Origin of the sequence: Glutamicibacter sp. TV12E (genome assembly GCF_052441935.1) — a bacterium.
GTDB lineage: Bacteria > Actinomycetota > Actinomycetes > Actinomycetales > Micrococcaceae > Glutamicibacter.
The window spans coordinates 2480227-2492896 of record NZ_JBQVVF010000001.1 but is presented as its reverse complement, the minus strand read 5'-3'; the positions used below and the strand labels follow the sequence as shown (position 1 = coordinate 2492896).

Annotated in this window: 21 protein-coding genes; 3 read left to right on the top strand and 18 right to left on the bottom strand. The window is 56.6% G+C overall.

Annotation, left to right across the window (positions count from 1 at the left end):
- Nucleotides 1-81 precede the first annotated feature (81 nt).
- The 14 genes from rpmJ to rplN form a co-directional block, all read right to left on the bottom strand.
- On the bottom strand, nucleotides 82-195 hold the full coding sequence (gene rpmJ / locus ACT7DV_RS11730; protein ID WP_071894985.1) for a 50S ribosomal protein L36: 114 nt from the start codon (nucleotides 193-195) through the stop codon (nucleotides 82-84).
- 127 nt (nucleotides 196-322) lie between these two features.
- On the bottom strand, nucleotides 323-544 hold the full coding sequence (infA, locus tag ACT7DV_RS11725; RefSeq protein ID WP_013349662.1) for a translation initiation factor IF-1: 222 nt from the start codon (nucleotides 542-544) through the stop codon (nucleotides 323-325).
- A 228-nt stretch (nucleotides 545-772) separates the two neighbouring features.
- The gene (gene map / locus ACT7DV_RS11720) at nucleotides 773-1606 is read right to left on the bottom strand and encodes a type I methionyl aminopeptidase (protein WP_060702205.1); all 834 of its coding nucleotides are present in this window, start codon (nucleotides 1604-1606) and stop codon (nucleotides 773-775) included.
- 121 nt (nucleotides 1607-1727) lie between these two features.
- Nucleotides 1728-2300 (bottom strand): adenylate kinase, encoded by a 573-nt coding sequence (locus tag ACT7DV_RS11715; RefSeq protein WP_060702206.1) that lies wholly within the window; start codon nucleotides 2298-2300, stop codon nucleotides 1728-1730.
- On the bottom strand, nucleotides 2297-3601 hold the full coding sequence (secY, locus tag ACT7DV_RS11710; RefSeq protein WP_060702207.1) for a preprotein translocase subunit SecY: 1305 nt from the start codon (nucleotides 3599-3601) through the stop codon (nucleotides 2297-2299). The genes ACT7DV_RS11715 and secY overlap by 4 nt, the downstream gene beginning before the upstream one ends.
- Nucleotides 3602-3856: 255 nt before the next feature.
- Nucleotides 3857-4309 carry a 50S ribosomal protein L15 gene (rplO, locus tag ACT7DV_RS11705; RefSeq protein WP_058254881.1) on the bottom strand — a complete coding sequence of 151 codons (453 nt, stop codon included), beginning with the start codon at nucleotides 4307-4309 and terminating at the stop codon, nucleotides 3857-3859.
- A 2-nt stretch (nucleotides 4310-4311) separates the two neighbouring features.
- Nucleotides 4312-4518, bottom strand: a complete 207-nt coding sequence (gene rpmD / locus ACT7DV_RS11700; protein WP_022874120.1) for a 50S ribosomal protein L30 — start codon at nucleotides 4516-4518, stop codon at nucleotides 4312-4314.
- 3 nt (nucleotides 4519-4521) lie between these two features.
- Nucleotides 4522-5199, bottom strand: coding sequence for a 30S ribosomal protein S5 (rpsE, locus tag ACT7DV_RS11695; protein WP_171918424.1), 678 nt, complete (start codon nucleotides 5197-5199; stop codon nucleotides 4522-4524).
- 29 nt (nucleotides 5200-5228) lie between these two features.
- The gene (rplR, locus tag ACT7DV_RS11690; RefSeq protein ID WP_060702209.1) at nucleotides 5229-5600 is read right to left on the bottom strand and encodes a 50S ribosomal protein L18; all 372 of its coding nucleotides are present in this window, start codon (nucleotides 5598-5600) and stop codon (nucleotides 5229-5231) included.
- A 2-nt stretch (nucleotides 5601-5602) separates the two neighbouring features.
- Nucleotides 5603-6139, bottom strand: coding sequence for a 50S ribosomal protein L6 (gene rplF / locus ACT7DV_RS11685; RefSeq protein ID WP_444662721.1), 537 nt, complete (start codon nucleotides 6137-6139; stop codon nucleotides 5603-5605).
- Nucleotides 6140-6159: 20 nt separating this feature from the next.
- A complete protein-coding gene (gene rpsH, locus ACT7DV_RS11680; RefSeq protein WP_013349671.1) occupies nucleotides 6160-6558 on the bottom strand; it encodes a 30S ribosomal protein S8 in 399 nt (132 codons plus the stop codon).
- Nucleotides 6559-6615: 57 nt separating this feature from the next.
- Complete coding sequence (gene rplE / locus ACT7DV_RS11675; RefSeq protein ID WP_060702211.1) at nucleotides 6616-7185, bottom strand: 50S ribosomal protein L5; 570 nt, start codon at nucleotides 7183-7185, stop codon at nucleotides 6616-6618.
- On the bottom strand, nucleotides 7185-7529 hold the full coding sequence (gene rplX, locus ACT7DV_RS11670) for a 50S ribosomal protein L24 (RefSeq protein WP_060702212.1): 345 nt from the start codon (nucleotides 7527-7529) through the stop codon (nucleotides 7185-7187). Before rplX ends, rplE begins: the two co-directional genes overlap by 1 nt.
- A 2-nt stretch (nucleotides 7530-7531) precedes the next feature.
- Complete coding sequence (gene rplN, locus ACT7DV_RS11665; protein WP_022874126.1) at nucleotides 7532-7903, bottom strand: 50S ribosomal protein L14; 372 nt, start codon at nucleotides 7901-7903, stop codon at nucleotides 7532-7534.
- A 699-nt stretch (nucleotides 7904-8602) separates the two neighbouring features.
- Here rplN and ACT7DV_RS11660 point away from each other — a divergent pair.
- Complete coding sequence (locus ACT7DV_RS11660; RefSeq protein WP_444662719.1) at nucleotides 8603-9190, top strand: hypothetical protein; 588 nt, start codon at nucleotides 8603-8605, stop codon at nucleotides 9188-9190.
- Nucleotides 9187-9756 (top strand): OmpA family protein, encoded by a 570-nt coding sequence (locus tag ACT7DV_RS11655; RefSeq protein ID WP_444662717.1) that lies wholly within the window; start codon nucleotides 9187-9189, stop codon nucleotides 9754-9756. Before ACT7DV_RS11660 ends, ACT7DV_RS11655 begins: the two co-directional genes overlap by 4 nt.
- 82 nt (nucleotides 9757-9838) lie before the next feature.
- On the opposite strand, the gene ACT7DV_RS11650 is transcribed toward ACT7DV_RS11655, so the two are convergent.
- Genes ACT7DV_RS11650 through ACT7DV_RS11640 form a run of 3 tightly spaced genes read right to left on the bottom strand, consistent with a single transcriptional unit; the run spans nucleotide 9839 to nucleotide 11351 of the window.
- Nucleotides 9839-10432, bottom strand: coding sequence for an endonuclease/exonuclease/phosphatase family protein (locus ACT7DV_RS11650; protein WP_444662716.1), 594 nt, complete (start codon nucleotides 10430-10432; stop codon nucleotides 9839-9841).
- Nucleotides 10402-10794 (bottom strand): hypothetical protein, encoded by a 393-nt coding sequence (locus tag ACT7DV_RS11645; RefSeq protein ID WP_444662714.1) that lies wholly within the window; start codon nucleotides 10792-10794, stop codon nucleotides 10402-10404. The genes ACT7DV_RS11650 and ACT7DV_RS11645 overlap by 31 nt, the downstream gene beginning before the upstream one ends.
- 35 nt (nucleotides 10795-10829) lie before the next feature.
- Nucleotides 10830-11351 (bottom strand): VOC family protein, encoded by a 522-nt coding sequence (locus ACT7DV_RS11640; protein ID WP_444662713.1) that lies wholly within the window; start codon nucleotides 11349-11351, stop codon nucleotides 10830-10832.
- Nucleotides 11352-11419: 68 nt separating this feature from the next.
- Here ACT7DV_RS11640 and ACT7DV_RS11635 point away from each other — a divergent pair, with 68 nt between their 5' ends.
- On the top strand, nucleotides 11420-12214 hold the full coding sequence (locus tag ACT7DV_RS11635; protein WP_444662711.1) for a helix-turn-helix domain-containing protein: 795 nt from the start codon (nucleotides 11420-11422) through the stop codon (nucleotides 12212-12214).
- A 36-nt stretch (nucleotides 12215-12250) separates the two neighbouring features.
- On the opposite strand, the gene ACT7DV_RS11630 is transcribed toward ACT7DV_RS11635, so the two are convergent.
- On the bottom strand, nucleotides 12251-12655 hold the full coding sequence (locus ACT7DV_RS11630; protein ID WP_444662710.1) for a RidA family protein: 405 nt from the start codon (nucleotides 12653-12655) through the stop codon (nucleotides 12251-12253).
- Between the last annotated feature and the right edge of the window lie 15 nt (nucleotides 12656-12670).

The window sequence follows — 12670 nt, the reverse complement described above, 5'->3', positions numbered from 1 at the left end:
CGAATCCGGGGGTACACCAGGACAAAAGTCCTGGCTGATACTGCCTAATTGACTACGCGTGGGAATCCCGTAAAAACGGAATTAGCCCTGACGCTGCTTGTGGCGTGGGTTTTCGCAGATCACCATGACGCGACCATTGCGGCGGATTACCTTGCACTTGTCGCAGATCGGCTTCACGCTAGGGTTAACCTTCAAGGGTTTACTCCTCTTGCGGTTGCAGTTAAATGTGGAGCAGTAAAAAGCTTGTCCAAGAACAATCATTCAGCGATCGAGATCACCTTGCGGTGACCGCGGTCGCTGAGAAAGTTTTCAGTCTGCAGATTTACTTGTAGCGGTAAACGATACGACCTCGGTTGAGATCGTATGGGCTCATTTCAACCTGCACTCGGTCCTCTGGGAGGATTCGAATGTAGTGCTGACGCATCTTACCCGAGATAGTGGCGAGCACTACGTGTCCATTCGGCAGCTCCACGCGGAACATCGCGTTCGGCAGTGCCTCTGAGACGGTGCCCTCTACCTGGATGACGCCTTCCTTCTTGCCCATTTTCCCCGCTAACTTTTTTTGTTGGCAATTTTCGCCAACAAGTAATTGGTTCTGGCTCATGAACCGGTAATGTCCAAACATAGAATTTTGGGCACACTTAATTCACGAACCAACAGTCAACGATACGCCATTGAAGCGTTCAGTGCCAATCGTTCACTGATCTAAAAATGTTAGATCCAGCACGCCACAAGCTTATGGCGTACTGGATCTAGAAAAAACCGCTAATTCTCACGCCTTGATCGGCGATGGGGCTACTCCGAATGGAGCCAGCCCGGCTTCTCCCCCATCGTGGGCGGAGAGCACCCAGATGCCACCCATGTGGAATGCCACGGTGTGCTCCCACTGCGAGGCGTTGGACTTGTCGTTGGTGACCACGGTCCAGTCGTCCTCCAGCACGGAGGTCTCGATGCCGCCGCGCACCAGCATCGGCTCGATGGCCAGCGCCATGCCCGGCTTGATGCGCGGACCGCGGTGCCCGGAGTTGTAATTCAGGACATCGGGCGCCATGTGCATGGCCGAGCCGATGCCGTGTCCGCAGTAGTCTTCCAGGATGCCCAGCTCAGCGCCTGGCTGGCTAGTGACATAGTCGTCGATGGCTTCGCCGATCTGGCCGATGAAGCGCGCGTTGGCGGCCGCAGCGATGCCGGCCCACATGGCCTGCTCAGTGATCTCGCTCAGGCGCTGATCGGCCGGGTCGATGTTCTTGCCCACCAGCACGGTGCGTGCCGAGTCGGAGTGCCAGCCGTCGATGATGGCGCCGCCATCGATCTTCAGCACGTCGCCGTCCTTCAGCTCGTAGCCCGATGGGAAGCCGTGGACCACTTCGTGGTTGACCGAGGCACAGATATTCGCCGGGAAACCGTGGTAGCCCAGGAAGTTGCTGGTCGCGTTGTGGCGTTCGAGCACCTTCCCGAAGACCTTGTTGATCGCTTCGGTGGTCACGCCGGGGCGAGCCATCGCAACGGCTTCATCCAATGCTTCAGCCAGCACCAAGCCGGCCTGGCGCATCTTCAGGATTTCGGAGTTGGATTTGTACTCGATTTTCGGCTGTCCAAAAGCCAATGTGATTCCCCTAGCTCAGTGGTGGATCCGCGCAAGCAGTGATCCGTGCAAAAGTGCGCAGGGACCGCGCTGCAACTTTCATTGTTGCTGCACGATCCCTGCGCGATGTTCTTCGAGGTGCCTAGGCGTTGACGTTCAACGCTGCCAGCACGCGCTCGGTTACTTCGTCAATCGCGCCAAGGCCGTCGACCTTGCGCACGATGCCGCGTTCCTCATAGCGCTCCACGACAACCCGGGTCTCTTCGTTGTACAGGCCCAGGCGGTGGCGGATGACCTCTTCGGTGTCATCTGCGCGGCCTTCGATCTCTGCACGCTTGAGCAATCGGGCAACCAGCTCGTCGTCATCGGCGGTCAGCTGCAGCACAGCGTCCAGGGCGATGCCCTTGCCGGCCAGCATGGCGTCCAGCGCGTCGACCTGCGCGCTGGTGCGCGGGTAGCCATCGAGCAGGAAGCCCTGGGCCACGTCGTCCTGGTTCAGGCGATCCTCGACCATGTTGTTGGTTACCGAATCGGGGACAAAGTCGCCATTGTCAATGTACTTGCTCGCTTCGATTCCCAACGGGGTGCCGCCCTTGACGTTGGCACGGAAGATGTCGCCGGTGGAGATGGCGACAATGTCCAAACGCTCGGAGATCTTTACGGCCTGGGTGCCCTTGCCGGCACCTGGAGGTCCGATAATTAGCAGTCGACTCATCGCAGTAGCCCTTCGTAGTTTCGTTGCTGCATTTGAGCATTGATTTGCTTGACGGTTTCCAATCCCACACCAACCATGATGAGGATCGATGTTCCGCCAAATGGGAAGCTCTGATCGGCGTTGAACAACACGAAGGCAATCAGTGGGATCAACGCAACGAACGCGAGGTACAGCGCGCCCGGGAAGGTAATTCTAGAAATCACGTACTGGAGGTATTCGGCGGTTGGACGTCCAGCGCGAATGCCTGGAATGAATCCACCGTACTTCTTCATGTTGTCGGCAACCTCAACCGGGTTGAAGGTGATCGCAACGTAGAAGTAGGCAAAGCCAATGATCATCAGCGTGTAGGCCAGCATGTACCAAGGTGACGAGGTCGAGGAGTGCTCCTGCAACCACATGGCCCAAGCCGGCAAGGTGCCATCGTCATTCTGGTTGAACTGAACCAGCATCTGCGGCAGGGCCAAGATGGAGCTGGCGAAGATCACCGGAATCACGTTGGCCATATTCAACTTCAGCGGGATGTAGGTGGAGGTACCGCCCACGGTACGGCGGCCCACGGTGCGCTTTGCGTACTGGACCGGGATGCGCCGCTGGGACTGTTCCACGAAGACCACAAGCCCGACGATCAGCAGGCCGATCAGCAGCACGCCGATGAAGGTCATGACACCCTGGGCCTGCAGGATCGAGCCCATTGCCGAGGGGAAGCCCGAAGCAATGGAGATGAAGATCAAAATGGACATGCCGTTGCCGATACCGCGTTCAGTGATCAGCTCGCCCATCCACATGATCAGTCCGGTGCCCGCAGTGAGTGTGATGACCATCAGCAGGATCACGATCAGCGAGTCATCCGGGACCAGCGGGAGGGAGCAACTCGGGAAGAGGCTTCCGGTGCGGGCCAGGGTCACCAGCGTGGTGCCCTGCAGCAGCGCGAGGGCGATAGTGAGGTAACGCGTGTACTGCGTCAGCTTGGCTTGCCCGGCTTGACCTTCCTTGTGCAAGGTCTCGAAGTGCGGGATCACCACACGCAGCAGCTGGGTAATGATGGACGCCGTAATGTACGGCATGATTCCCATTGCAAAGATGGAGACCTGCAACAGGGCGCCGCCACTGAAGAGGTTCACGAACGAATAAAGTCCACCGGTGGTTTCACCCATTGCCAGACACTGCTGAACGTTGCTGTAGTCAATGCCCGGAGCGGGAATGAATACACCGACACGATAGATCGCAATGATCCCAAGCGTGAACAGCAACTTGTTGCGCAGATCAGGCGTCCGAAAAACTCGGGCTATGGCGCTGAACAAGCGTCCTCCTGAAGTATGTGCTTGAGCCCAGGAAGAGATACTTCCCATGACCTAACGATTCTAGCCGTCCACAGTGCTCTCCTGCCAAATACGCCACACGAATTAGACGCAAATGTTTGTGGACAGAAATGTTTATGGCCTGATCAACCAAGCATTGATGGTGTTCTTGGAAAATTTCTCGCCGATAGCAGAATGGTCCCGGTTCACGTCGATTACTCGACGCGAACCGGGACCATTCAAAGGCTAAACCCTGGTTTAGAGGGTGTTTGCCGAGCCGCCAGCAGCAGCGATCTTCTCGGATGCGGAAGTCGAGAAGGCGTCAACCTTCACGTCAACCTTGACCGTGATCTCGCCGGTGCCCAGTACCTTGACAGGCTGGTTCTTGCGAACAGCGCCCTTGGCAACCAGTGCCTCAACGGTGACTTCGCCGCCTTCTGGGAACAATTCCGAGATCTTGTCCAGGTTTACAACCTGGAACTCGACACGGAATGGGTTCTTGAAGCCGCGCAGCTTTGGCAGACGCATGTGCAGCGGAAGCTGACCACCTGCGAAGCCTGCCTTCACCTGGTAACGAGCCTTGGTACCCTTGGTACCGCGACCTGCGGTCTTACCCTTGGAACCTTCACCGCGACCAACGCGGGTCTTGGCAGTCTTTGCACCCTCAGCTGGGCGCAGGTGGTGAATCTTCAGTGCTTTTTCTTCAGCCATCTCTACTTCGCCTCCTCAACCTTCAACAGGTGTGGGACCTTGTTGACCATACCAACAGTCACAGGGTCAGCGGAGCGGACAACGGTCTGTCCGATGCGCTTCAGGCCCAACGAGCGAACTACGTCGCGCTGGGACTGGTTACCACCGATGATGGACTTGATCTGGGTGATTTCCAGCTTGGCGTCGCTTGGAACAATGTTCTTAGCCATTGATTAAGCACCTGCCTTCTGGCTCTGGATGTGACGCAGCATTGCTGCTGGTGCAACCTCGTCCAGCGGAAGACCGCGGCGAGCTGCAACAGCTGCTGGCTCTTCAAGAGCCTTCAGTGCAGCAATGGTGCCCTGAACGATGTTGATCTGGTTGCTAGAACCCATCGACTTCGACAGGATGTCGTGGATGCCTGCGCACTCCAACACGGCGCGCACTGGACCACCGGCGATAACACCGGTACCGGGAGCAGCTGGGCGAAGCATGACGACGCCAGCGGCGGCCTCACCCTTGACCAGGTGTGGAATGGTGGTGCCAACGCGTGGAACGCGGAAGAAGGACTTCTTGGCCTCTTCAACGCCCTTGGCGATAGCTGCAGGAACTTCCTTGGCCTTACCGTAGCCAACGCCTACCAGACCGTTGCCGTCACCAACAACGACAAGTGCGGTGAAGCTGAAGCGACGACCACCCTTGACGACCTTGGAGACGCGGTTGATAGCTACAACGCGCTCAAGGAACTTGTCCTTGTCTTCGTTGCGGTTATCCTTCTGGTCACGGCCACGGCCGCGGCCTTCGCCACGTCCACGACCTTCACCACGACCGCGGCCTTCGCCGCGACGGGATCCAGCGTTCTCGGTAGCGGGAGCCGATGCAGTCTCGACTGCTTCAGTAGCTTCAGACACCTGAGTTTCCTTCTTGTTAGTAGCTTCGCTCACAGTGCCAGCCCACCTTCACGTGCGCCGTCAGCAACAGCAGCCACGCGACCGTGGTACTTGTTGCCACCGCGGTCGAAGACTACTGCTTCGATGCCAGCTGCCTTGGCGCGCTCTGCAACGAGCTCGCCAATCTGCTTAGCCTTGGCGGTCTTGTCGGCTTCGCTTGCACGAAGCTCAGCTTCCATGGTCGAAGCGCTGGCCAGGGTGATGCCCTGCGAGTCGTCTACGATCTGTACGAAGATGTGACGAGCCGAGCGGTTGACAACCAGGCGTGGACGAACGGTGGTACCAACGATGTGCTTGCGCAAACGCTGGTGACGACGACCGCGCTGAGCGGACTTGCTCTTGCCCTTGATTCCGATAGCCATGATTACTTACCAGCCTTTCCGACCTTGCGGCGGATGATCTCGCCAGCGTAACGGATACCCTTGCCCTTGTAAGGCTCGGTCTTACGCAGCTTGCGGATGTTGGCGGCAACTTCACCGACGTGCTGCTTATCAATACCAGCAACGGTGATCTTGTTGTTGCCCTCGACCGAGAAGGTGATGCCGTCAACGGCAGTAACCTTCACTGGGTGCGAGTAACCCAGAGCAAGCTCCAGGTCAGCGCCCTTGGCCTGTACGCGGTAACCGGTTCCGTGGATTTCGAGCTTCTTCTCGTAACCCTCGGTCACACCGATGATCATGTTGTTGATCAGGGTGCGGGTCAGACCGTGCAGCGAACGAGACTCGCGGGAATCGTTCGGGCGAACAACGGTAACAGTGTTCTCGTCCTTGGAAACGGTGATTGGAGCCGAAACGGTGATCGAAAGTTCACCCTTCGGGCCCTTAACGGCGACCTGCTGGCCGTCGATGTTCAATTCAACGTTGGCAGGAACGGTGATCGGAAGACGTCCAATACGTGACATTGTATGTTTCTCCCTTCCCGTTACCAGACGTAGGCGAGGACTTCCCCACCCACGCCCTTCTTTGCAGCCTGACGGTCAGTAAGCAGACCGGAGGAGGTGGACAGGATCGCGATGCCAAGACCACCGAGCACGTGAGGCAGGTTGGTGGACTTTGCGTATACGCGAAGACCTGGCTTGGAGATACGGCGCACGCCAGCGATCGAACGCTCGCGCGATGGGCCGTACTTCAAAGTGATAGTCAGAGTCTTGCCGACTTCTGCTGCAACTTCCTCGAACGAGGCAATGTAGCCCTGTTCCTTCAGGATGTTTGCAATGCGTACCTTGAGCTTGCTCGACGGCATCGACACAGTGTCGTGGTATGCCGAGTTAGCGTTACGCAGACGAGTCAGCATATCTGCGACTGGATCTGTCATAGACATGTGGGCTTCAGCCCTTCCTCGTTACGGTTTCCTTAGCGGACCTGTAACGTAGTGAGATTAGTTGTTGGTCTTGAATGGGAAGCCCAGAGCCTTAAGCAAGGCACGGCCTTCGTCATCAGTCTTGGCGGTGGTCACCACAGTGATGTCCATACCGCGCACGCGATCGATCTTGTCCTGATCGATTTCATGGAACATCGACTGTTCGGTCAGACCGAAAGTGTAGTTGCCATTGCCGTCGAACTGGCGGTCGCTCAGGCCGCGGAAGTCGCGGATACGAGGCAGTGCCAGGGTGATCAAGCGATCAACGAATTCCCACATGCGGTCGTTGCGCAAGGTGGTGTGCGTACCGATTGGCATGCCTTCGCGCAGCTTGAACTGTGCGATGGACTTGCGGGCACGCGTGATCACTGGCTTCTGACCGGTAATAGCGGTCAGGTCGCGAACTGCGCCTTCGATAAGCTTCGAGTCCTTGGCAGCTTCGCCGACACCCATGTTAACTACAACCTTGGTCAGGGATGGTACCTGCATTGGGTTTGCGTAGTTGAACTGCTCCTGCATGGCAGGGCGGATCTCTGCGTTGTACTTTGCCTTCAGACGTGGCTGGATCTTGGTGGCTGCTTCAGTCATTACAGATCCTTTCCGGAAGCCTTGGCGAAACGAACGCGTACAGTCTTGGACACGCCGTTCTTTTCTACGGTTTCCTCGCGGAAGCCGACGCGGGTTGGCTTCTTGGTTTCTGGGTCAACCACAGCAACGTTCGATACGTGCAATGGAGCCTCGACAACCTCGATGCCGCCAGTGGTCGAACCGGATTCGGTCTGACCAGCCTTGGTGTGCTTGGTGACGCGGTTTACGCCTTCAACCAGCACGCGGGAGGACTCGGTGATGACCTTCAGGACCTTGCCCTGCTTGCCACGTTCCTTGCCTGAGATGACCTGAACCAGGTCACCCTTCTTGATCTTTGCGCCCATGGTTACAGCACCTCCGGAGCCAGGGAAACGATCTTCATGAACTTCTTGTCACGAAGCTCGCGGCCCACTGGGCCGAAAATACGAGTACCACGAGGATCTGCAGCGTCGCCCTTGAGGATAACTGCAGCGTTCTCGTCGAACTTGATGTAGGAACCATCTGCGCGACGGATTTCCTTCTTAGTGCGAACGATGACAGCCTTGACGACGTCACCCTTCTTCACGTTGCCGCCAGGAATTGCATCCTTGACGGTAGCGACAATGGTGTCGCCAATGCTTGCGTAGCGACGCTTCGAGCCACCGAGAACACGAATGGTAAGGATTTCCTTAGCACCGGTGTTATCGGCAACCTTAAGTCGCGACTCCTGCTGAATCACTTCTTACTCCTGTCGTCTCGCTGGTTCTCTGAACGAGCCTTGCGGAACGGATATGGTCTCCACGATACGTATCGCTTACCCCCACCGACGCGGGCGCACCGAATGCTGATCCCAATTGGCGGCAGGGCCGAGGCGTAAAATATCGAGGCTGCACTTGTGCGTCTAAACTGATTTAGACCGCACCGCATCGTTTTGGAGGTGGATAGTCCCCGAACACAATGCGCACAGATTCTTAAGTCTAGCGCAGAGTGGCGCAAAACCGAAATGGTGTGGTATGCGGAAAGAAGGCGTCGTTCGTCACATGAACCGACGCGCGCTTCCCCGGCTTTACGGGGCTCCGGCACCACGGAACTCAAGGATTCACGTAGCTCCAAATTGCCCGGCTGGCTTTGGGCCACGAGATTACCGCGGACTCGATGTTCCAGGAAGATTTTTCTTCCATCAATGCCGTGAGCAGCCGGCACGTATTTGCTGGCACTCGCTGCTCTCGAATACACAGCGTCGCCAATCGGCAATCGGCAATCGGCAATCGGCAATCGGCAATCGGCAAACAAGACCGGGCTATGCAATTCCACCGAGTCAAGTACCCGTCTCAATATAGTAATTTGTTGGATTTTAGGGGAGGATAAGCACTCATCCCCCCCGATGCCTCGGCGCCTTGATCGCTGGACATCAAATCCACGACTATCGGAGTTCACGATGAAACGATCATTGGCCCTGTGCACTGCAGGCATTCTTGCGCTCTCCGCCCTAACAGGTTGCACCTCATCCACCGATGAGGCCCCATCCAATGCCTCTTCCACCGAAGGAACCTCAGCCTCTGCAACGACGCAGTCGCGGTCCGGGGAATCGGAAACACCCACTGCTCCTGTTGATACCTCAAACGTCATTGCCACCAAGGAATTCACCGTCCCTGGACATAAAGACGACAAAGTCACGGTGGGCATCCAGTCTCTGAAAGTTGAGGGCAAAACCATGACCCTCCAGTACGTGCTCACTCCTGATTTTGCCTCTGCCAGTGACTCCGCAGCCATCTCGATCTACGACATGTTCGGGAATTCCTCGCCACGCACGACTCTCGTTGATCGGGAAAACCTCAAGGAATATAGTGTCATTTCGGATGTGGGCCGAACTTGGGCCGCAGATTCCGTCCGAACTTCAACCTCAAATCATGAGCCCGTTATTTGGTGGGGAGTTTATGCCGCTCCCGAGGACGGCAATGAAAGCTTTGATATCCGTGTAATCGATTCGATGGCGGAGTTCACTGACGTACCGGTGGCACGATGAAAGCACTACCAGTTCGGCTCATAGGAGCCGGGGTTTTGCTGGCCTGCCTCGGGTGCCACTTGCCAGCTGCACAGGCAACCGCAACGAATGCGCAGAAACTGCCCGAACCTTCAAGCGAGCTTATTGCGAAGTCCGTGCTCGTTTGGGAACCGGGTACAAGTGTCCTCGCCTGGGATCTCACCGGATCCGTGAAGGCTGTTGAACGGGTTCAGGAGAAGGACGGGGAAACTACCATTACCCTGGCAGCCGACATCCTTTTCACTCCAGATAGTTCGAAGCTTCCAGCCACAGCTTCTGCCAAGTTGGAGTCATTGGTTTCTAAGATACCCAAAGGCGCAGACGTCCAAGTTAATGGCCATACCGACTCCGTTCATGGCGCGAAGGATAACAAGACTCTCTCCACCGACAGGGCCAAGGCTGTCGCCGCGGTGCTCAAGAAAGCCCGGCCCGACCTGAACGCAAAGGTCAAGGGGTTCGCCGATACCCAACCAGCGGTTCGCGAAGACCCGAAAGATCTGTCGACCTACGCCGCTAATCGTCGAGTGGAAATCATTTACGCCGGCTAGCAATTTTGTGCTTCCTATTTCGCGCGGATATTCACCGCTCGGTGGGCCATGTCTGCGGGGCAATGGCTCTACGCGTGCCCTGCTAATGTGGCACACCGAGTTTCACGATGAGTGCCAGGTGATCGGACCCATCAATCTTGGCTGCCTCTTGTTTGAGCGGAACGAGGCCGCGGGCTAAAACGTGGTCAATCCCAATCATCGGCGGCACCCTTCCCCCAGTTGGCCATGTCGATACGGGAAACAGCGATCGTTCAGGTCCCATGCTGGAGACAAGTTCTCGAAACTGTGGATGGGCTCGGGTGGAGTTGAAGTCCCCTGCCAAGATCATTGGTTCGTCTTCCTTCTTGTCAACCCACTGCTGCATAGCCAGCAGCCCACCCTGCCACCGCCGCGCATCTTGCAGCGGAGGATAAATGTGTACCCCAACGACCGTGATTGGCCCGCGTGGAGACGCAATGTCGACGATGGGCAATCCGTACCAATTGGTCGCATCCGGGCCAAGCGAACCTGATCGTTCTCTCGCCGGATAACGCGAATAAATCACCGTATCGGCTTCTCCCCCGGCAGGCACCGGTGCGCTTCGGTATGGCAAGGTATCCAATGCTCCTTGGGCAGCCAATCTCTGATGAAGAGGTTCACTTGTCTCTACGAGCACCAGGACATCGGGGTCAGCCATTTTAATGCTCTGCGATAATTGCCTGGCATCAGCGCCAGCCTTGAGCGCATTGAAGGAAAAACTGACAACTCCTGGGTTGCTTTCGATGGCAGCGATTCCCCGGTTGTCATAGCCATGTTCGGGACTGCACCGATGGCCAGCAAGACCAAGACGACTGCCGAAACCAGCCACCGGCGTTTGAATGAGGCCAGCAATACGGCCACGGCGACGCCGACCAGCATCCAAGTTTGGAATGCCTGGAGCCGCGGAACCCAGCCGGCAGCTGTCCACCTTGTATAGGGCAGGATTCCAATGCCCAGGCAAAGTAGCATGAGAATCGCCCACAGCCACTGCGAACGTGGTAGCGGGCGATTCAATGTCATGGCTTCAGCTTAGTTCAGCGCCTGGCATGAACAGCTCAATTCGAGGCCGCTTCCGACTGCTGCGCAGCCCAGACTGCCACCCGTTGAGCGCTTTCCTCTTCGCTCAAATCTTCAACTCTGCTCATGATGGACCACCGCACTCCGTAAGGATCAATTATGGAGGCGAATCTGTCACCGGAAACAAAATTGGTCACCGGTTCCCTCACCGTAGCGCCTGCTTCTGTAGCTCCAGCCAGCACTGCATCCACGTCTTCGCAATACAACCCGAGCGAATAGCAAGCATTCGGGGCATCTGGTGGCGGCACCAAGCCATACGCGGGGCTGGGCTCACCAATTTGCAGGTGTCCTTGGCCAAAATCAATCTCGGCATGGACAACGACCCCTCCCATGTTGGTGACATCAATGATCCGTGCTCCAAACACGTCTTTGTAGAACTCCAACGCCTTCGCCGCATTTGGTACAGCGAGGAATGGAGTTAGTGAAGTTACTCCGTGTGGAACACCAGCGGTGGTGTGCGTTCCGGTTACACCATGCACCATATCGTTGTGATTTTGCATGTCTCAAGACTATAAAGTTATGGAATGCTGGGGCTTGTAAATTTGCGACAAGTTTGAGGTGCTGCTGCATGGGCGATATTCATGATGGTCGAGGGGTTTTGTATCCGGCCCGGCTGCCGGAATTCCAACGCGTCTTGCCTCCCGAACATTTGCAGCAGTACGTCAGCTGGTATTGGATCTCGCGCTGGGATATTGCTGCCGGCAGGATTTCCCGCCAGCAGATCCTGCCTTTCCCGCTGATGAATCTTGTGGTGCAACCTGAAGGTGTGACAGTCGCTGGTCCAAGCCGCGGTGCATCTCATAGGGATCTGCGCGGTACCAGCTGGGCGGTAGCCGCCCTGCTCCGCCCCGCCGCAGCTCCCTATTTGGCCTCCTTGATCAAGAGCACGCCGCATCAGCTGCTGGACCAAGAAGCAACTATTGATGCATGTGCACTTCATCAGGCCCTGCTGGACGAACATCAGCTGAGTGACGACGCAAACTCGAATGAAGGCTGTGCTCATCAATTATCTTTATGGCTAGAACAGCGCCTGCCACCAATCACCGAGTCCGGAGAACTGGCCAATAATTTCTTGGATCATGTATCGACTAACAGCGCAGCCTTGCGTGTTGACCAAGTCGCAAAAGATTTGAATCTCACCGTACGCAGCCTGCAGCGCTTGTCCCTGAAATACTTGGGACTTTCACCGTTGGCAGTAATTCGGCGCTATCGCTTGCAAGAAGCTGCCCTGCATTTGCGTGAGCATCCGCAAACTTCACTTGCTTCGCTGGCCGTGGACCTCGGCTATACCGACCAGGCCCATCTGTCGACAGACTTCCGTAAAGTACTCGGCTACTCCCCTAGCGAGTATCGAAGCAGCTAGCGGGAAACGCTGACTCGTGCTTTGGAAATCCGTCTCCTAATCAATGAACAACGCCGCAACTACGCTGATTTCAATCAGACCGCCAGGGATGCCTAGCTGGGAGACAATGGCCGCGCACACCAGCGGTGGTTCATCAGAAGCCAGTTCGGGGCCGATAGCCGCATAGACGCTATTGATATCCACGCCGTCCACCAAAAGGACGTTCCATTGGACTACATCGTCAAACGTTGCTCCGGTTGCTGCCAACGCTGCCTTTGCATTGTGCAACGCATATCTTGCTTGTTCCGCGGCATCGCCTTCGCCAATCAGTGTGCCATTCTCGTCAACCGCATTCTGTCCGCCAAGGTAGACGGTGCTGGCTCCCGGCGGGACGATGGCTACGTGGCTGAAGGCTGGCGACCGGACAAGGCCTTCTGGACGCAGTTTCTGAATTGATTGCATAATCCTGTGTCGTAT

Bases quoted from the DNA above. Each gene is read 5' to 3' on its own strand.
- ACT7DV_RS11715 (WP_060702206.1), bottom strand. From the start codon at position 2,300: ATGAGTCGACTGCTAATTATCGGACCTCCAGGTGCCGGCAAGGGCACC.
- rplX (WP_060702212.1), bottom strand. From the start codon at position 7,529: ATGGGCGCAAAGATCAAGAAGGGTGACCTGGTTCAGGTCATCTCAGGC.
- ACT7DV_RS11655 (WP_444662717.1), top strand. From the start codon at position 9,187: ATGAAAGCACTACCAGTTCGGCTCATAGGAGCCGGGGTTTTGCTGGCC.
- ACT7DV_RS11660 (WP_444662719.1), top strand. From the start codon at position 8,603: ATGAAACGATCATTGGCCCTGTGCACTGCAGGCATTCTTGCGCTCTCC.
- ACT7DV_RS11635 (WP_444662711.1), top strand. From the start codon at position 11,420: ATGGGCGATATTCATGATGGTCGAGGGGTTTTGTATCCGGCCCGGCTG.
- rpsH (WP_013349671.1), bottom strand. From the start codon at position 6,558: ATGTCTATGACAGATCCAGTCGCAGATATGCTGACTCGTCTGCGTAAC.
- rplE (WP_060702211.1), bottom strand. From the start codon at position 7,185: ATGACTGAAGCAGCCACCAAGATCCAGCCACGTCTGAAGGCAAAGTAC.
- rplO (WP_058254881.1), bottom strand. From the start codon at position 4,309: ATGGCTGAAGAAAAAGCACTGAAGATTCACCACCTGCGCCCAGCTGAG.
- ACT7DV_RS11650 (WP_444662716.1), bottom strand. From the start codon at position 10,432: ATGGCTGACCCCGATGTCCTGGTGCTCGTAGAGACAAGTGAACCTCTT.
- rplF (WP_444662721.1), bottom strand. From the start codon at position 6,139: ATGTCACGTATTGGACGTCTTCCGATCACCGTTCCTGCCAACGTTGAA.
- infA (WP_013349662.1), bottom strand. From the start codon at position 544: ATGGGCAAGAAGGAAGGCGTCATCCAGGTAGAGGGCACCGTCTCAGAG.
- ACT7DV_RS11640 (WP_444662713.1), bottom strand. From the start codon at position 11,351: ATGCAAAATCACAACGATATGGTGCATGGTGTAACCGGAACGCACACC.
- ACT7DV_RS11645 (WP_444662714.1), bottom strand. From the start codon at position 10,794: ATGACATTGAATCGCCCGCTACCACGTTCGCAGTGGCTGTGGGCGATT.
- ACT7DV_RS11630 (WP_444662710.1), bottom strand. From the start codon at position 12,655: ATGCAATCAATTCAGAAACTGCGTCCAGAAGGCCTTGTCCGGTCGCCA.
- rplR (WP_060702209.1), bottom strand. From the start codon at position 5,600: ATGGCTATCGGAATCAAGGGCAAGAGCAAGTCCGCTCAGCGCGGTCGT.
- rpmD (WP_022874120.1), bottom strand. From the start codon at position 4,518: ATGGCTAAGAACATTGTTCCAAGCGACGCCAAGCTGGAAATCACCCAG.